The sequence below is a fragment of the Thermohalobaculum sediminis genome, from assembly GCF_023487995.1.
Taxonomy (GTDB): Bacteria; Pseudomonadota; Alphaproteobacteria; order Rhodobacterales; family Rhodobacteraceae; genus Thermohalobaculum; species Thermohalobaculum sediminis.
In genome coordinates, this window is sequence record NZ_JAMFKN010000028.1 from 1 (window position 1) to 4,287 (window position 4,287).

Below are 4,287 nucleotides of genomic sequence, written 5' to 3' on the forward strand. Positions count from 1 at the left end.
CCCGGCCCTGACGGCCGAGTTCCCGAAGCGCCGGAGGCTCTCATCTGAACTGGCCCAGGTTCCGGGGATAGACCAATATCCCCGGAGATGCCCCAGCCGGGCGGTCCAACATCGGGTAGCAGCTCAATACGCGGAAAACTCCAGCTTCAAGCGATCCAGTTTGGCGGTCTCACATCACGGCCATCTCGGCGAAGTTAGGCTTGGCTCTCTCGGCCTATAGGGGTATCTAAGTGCCGTAATTCAAGGGTGCGGGGTATATGCTCAGAAGGGTGGAGGCATGCTAAAAATATGAAGGATTTCGATACTTTCACCGGCGAACCGCTCGGAAGCGAGGTTCTCTTCAGCGTAAGCAGGATAATTTTCACAGGAGATGTCCTGCGGGTTGAAGATCATCGGAAGAATCGTTTCGAGAACCCACAGACCATCAACGTTACCTGGCTGCGGCGTCTGCTTTCCCCTTCTTTCGAGCGGACATTGAGCGTGCCGTCTATTGACGTGTCTCTCACAGAGACGTCGCATCCCGTCACGCGCCTCGATATCTACCATATGCATGGCATACCATTCTCCACCGCCGGCTGGGCTTCGTTCTATCGAAGCCGCCTGTGTGAGCGCGCCGAGAAGGCTCTAATCGATATCTATGATCGAGGAGTCGTCGTCAGTTTTGAACTTCCACCCTATCTGAAAGATATTTTTGATCGCAATCGCATCCCGTATATCGACTTCACCATTTATCCCCTTCGGTTCTTACAGGATTGTGTCCTTGGTGCCCGCACCAATGTTATTGCGTTGCGCCAAAGGATGGAAGAGCACGCAGTTCCAGAGGATATATTCCACACCGAAGCCCGGCTACTAAGCGCTCGGGCGTGTCGGCGCATGCAGGGATCCGCGGCCATTCCCCCAGGTTCTGCGGTCTTTCTCGGTCAAACGGAATTCGACGCGTCCTTGGTGTGCAACGGAATCCATGCAGGCCAAATCGACGTTGAGCTTGCGTTGCGAGAGATGGTCGACGACTACGGAACAGTATTTTACAAAAGACATCCGCACAGCAAACCAAACCCGAGACTGGATTCTTTTTTGGATGGCGAACCGAATATTAAGGCTTTGGATAGAAACATATACGATTTGCTTGGAAGTGATTTAGTTTCAGTGGCGGGGGCGCTTTCTTCGAGCACACTGTGGGAGGCGCCATATTTTGGAGTTACCCCAAAGCGTTTTTTAAATAATGGAGATCATTTCGCCTGCATCGGAGTGGAGAGGCGCTGGAATCAATACACTCCTCTACTTCCCTACGCGGTTACGGGGCGATTCTGGAAATCGATAATCCGAGGGGAATCGTTTAACCCAACGCCGTGGGATCCAACTTTCCTAAGTGGAGCTTTGAAGTATTCCCTCAACATGACCTGGGGTCGATAATGTCGATTACACATCTCGATTCATGTTATCTCTCAGATAAAAAGTACACTGTTTTATTCGATGCGACTCGAATTTTTATGAGGCGCAAGTGCGACTTCGCAACGGGGATCGACAGGGTCGATATAAGGCATGCTGCGCATCTGAGTTCTCGAATTGATATCGAATTCCGCTGTGGACTGAGAGTGCGCGACGAATTCGTTGTGCTTCCGAAGCCGTTTGGGGATGCGTTGGTCAAGAGGCTTGAGGCGCAGTGGTTAGCCGGAGATGTCGCTGAAGATGACAGATTCTTCAAGATGCTTGATCTCGCCGCTAGCGATCAGAAAAAAATAGTCGAGATGTGCCGTTCGGTCTTTGATCAATTGGATCGCAACGCGCCACGCATTTTTTTGAACTCATCTCATGCTAATCTGGATTGCGAACCATATCTGCGAAGCGTCGAGCGCCAAGGCGTTCAACGCATGGCTTTCTATATTCACGACCTCATACCAATTGACTATCCCGAGTATGTGCGTGAGGGAGATGAGCTAAAACACGCTGCCCGCATCGAAAATATTGCTAAATTTGACCCGATCCTGTTGGTGAACTCGAGGTTTACCGCTGATCGGTTGCAGAAGTTTTACCATGATTGCGGCATCCGTCACCGGATGCCGAGCGTGCTTCATATTGGCGTGGAGCCGAGGTTCCGAACCCGGTCGGGGCGTTCGGCCATTTCATCCGATGAATATTTCTTGATGGTTGGAACCATCGAGCCGCGCAAAAACCACATATCCATGCTTCTCTTGTGGAGGGACATGGTGAACAGCTTGGGCGCGGACAAGGTCCCGCGATTGGTAATCGTTGGGAAACGAGGCTGGAAGAATGAAAGTGTGTTTGACCTACTAGACCGGTCGCCAGCGGTCAGAAGTGCGGTAGTTGAGCGCGATTCTGTCTCAGACGAGCAGCTCGGCGAGCTGATTTCTGGATGCCGGGCGCTGCTCTTTCCAAGTTTCGTCGAAGGCTGGGGAATGCCCCTGGTTGAGGCGCTGTCCCAAGGAGTCCCGGTGATCGCTTCGGACATCCCAGCGTTTCATGAAGCTGGGGGGGATGTCCCGGAGTTCATTCACCCTCTTGCAATCTCGGCATGGCGTGATGCGATTCTCGAATATTCCCGCCTGGATAGCAATCGACGCGCAGAACAACTCGCGCGTTTACGTGAATACCGACCACCAGACTGGCATACACATTTTTCGATGCTGGATCGGATACTTGACGATGCTTTGCTCCACCCCTCGGCGCGCGAGCTCGTGCAGCCCTTGCGCGAGATGAATGCTCCTGATGAGACGCAAATCTTGAGGAATACCACAGTCGTTGACCGGAAGGCCGACACGTTCGAGCTGCCTGAACTCATCGAATTTTGGCGCGGTGCGGTGACACCGAAGCGGACATGGAGACGCTCTTCAAAGAGGCTTGTGGAGAGCGGCGCGGACGCGTGCTTCAACGCCGCGGATTGGTACCGAGATCGACAAGATTTCGCCAGAGCAGCATTTTGCTATGCTGAAGGTTTGCGCGAGCGGCCGGAACGTGGAGAATACTGGGTACAGTATGGCCACATGCTGAAGGAGACGATGCGCTTCGAGGAGGCATTTAATGCCTATCAGCGAGCAAAAGAGATCATGCCGGCTGACCAGGATCTGTTTCTCCAGATAGGTCATCTCTTCAACCAAATAGAGCGTCATGAATTGGCGGTTCGATATTATGAGTTTGCGCTTCAAATTGACCCACACAACGAGGATGTCGTCGAACACCTGCGTTTCGCGCTTGAGAGATTGGATAATGTCGTCATTTCTTCTTGAAGTAGATTTGACTTCACTGACCCTACGCCAACGGCGTTGTGCTTGACTTCAGCCGCCTCGGCCGGCCAACGGACAATGCCTACGCTGAGAGCTTCAATGCCGTGGTCCGGCTCGAATGCCTCGTGATCTGAGTTAATTCTCCATCATTTCAAGGGAGGAGAGAGTGACTCACTGTTCAGGCGGGGAAAAGCCAAAAAATTTGATCTCATCTTTGTATCTTGTCGATATTATCTCGATCGCGCGGCGGCTTATAGTAACTCTATTTTCATTTGCAGTGCGATTTAATATTCTGAGGTCGGATATTTCAATTCCATTTTGTGATCGGAAGTACGATTGCAAAATAGGCCATTCTTTATGTAAATTCTCTGCTCTTAGCACGAGGTTTGGAAGAAATCTTCCTTCATGGTGTATTAATGAAAGTTGTGATCTAAAATGAATCTCCGCAAGTTCATCGGGGACTTTAGCGATAATTTCAAGAAAATCTTCAAATGAATAATCGGAAGTAATGCCATATATTGAAAATGGTCCATGCAACGTCTTCCTTACCTTGTCCTGATAGCACGACAGAAGACGCGCCCATGTGTTGCGAACGCATGTGAAGATCAAAGGCGGAAGGTCAGCGATGATCTGCGCTTTGCGCTCGAAACTGAACGGACCGGAAGATTGATCATGGATAAGGCGGATGGCTTTGACCCCGTTTATCTCGGAGTCGTCCGCGAGCCCCACAGTAGGAAGCAGCGCGTACTTGATTGACGAGTTGGCAGCCTTCGGTATCGACAGATACGCGAATCCCGCGTTCCGATTTATAATGTTACTCTCGAAAGTTCCGCGCCGAAGCTGGTCGCGATGAATCGAAGCACTCACCATTGCGTTTCTTCACCTCTCAGGTCCACACGGGATGCAAATCATTCTTCAGTTCCTACAAATATTCAACCGTAACCGCCGGGTCTGATCGCCCTGCCGCGTGAGCCTCCCCAGACGATTTGGTCCACCTCTATGATGAAGCAGAGGAGGATCGAGAATGGCGAACAAGCACCACAAG

General features: G+C 51.4%; 3 protein-coding genes and 1 pseudogene. 3 read left to right on the forward strand and 1 reads right to left on the reverse strand.

Annotated features, from left to right (window positions below):
- The first annotated feature begins 288 nt into the window (after positions 1 to 288).
- The 3 genes and pseudogenes from M1105_RS20310 to M1105_RS20320 all read left to right on the forward strand — a co-directional run.
- Entirely contained in the window at positions 289 to 1,413 is a 1,125-nt protein-coding gene (locus M1105_RS20310; protein WP_249582196.1) for a hypothetical protein, read from the forward strand.
- Positions 1,413 to 3,245 (forward strand): glycosyltransferase, encoded by a 1,833-nt coding sequence (locus M1105_RS20315; RefSeq protein WP_249582197.1) that lies wholly within the window; start codon positions 1,413 to 1,415, stop codon positions 3,243 to 3,245. Before M1105_RS20310 ends, M1105_RS20315 begins: the two co-directional genes overlap by 1 nt.
- A gap of 23 nt (positions 3,246 to 3,268) precedes the next feature.
- Positions 3,269 to 3,367, forward strand: a pseudogene (locus M1105_RS20320) (integrase core domain-containing protein); the annotation flags it as partial.
- A 46-nt stretch (positions 3,368 to 3,413) separates the two neighbouring features.
- Here M1105_RS20320 and M1105_RS20325 read toward each other — a convergent pair.
- Positions 3,414 to 4,112, reverse strand: a complete 699-nt coding sequence (locus M1105_RS20325) for a sulfotransferase family 2 domain-containing protein (protein WP_249582198.1) — start codon at positions 4,110 to 4,112, stop codon at positions 3,414 to 3,416.
- Between the last annotated feature and the right edge of the window lie 175 nt (positions 4,113 to 4,287).

Excerpts from the sequence above, each read along its gene's own strand:
- M1105_RS20315 (WP_249582197.1), top strand. The coding sequence starts at position 1,413 with ATGTCGATTACACATCTCGATTCATGTTATCTCTCAGATAAAAAGTAC.
- M1105_RS20310 (WP_249582196.1), top strand. The coding sequence starts at position 289 with ATGAAGGATTTCGATACTTTCACCGGCGAACCGCTCGGAAGCGAGGTT.
- M1105_RS20325 (WP_249582198.1), bottom strand. The coding sequence starts at position 4,112 with ATGGTGAGTGCTTCGATTCATCGCGACCAGCTTCGGCGCGGAACTTTC.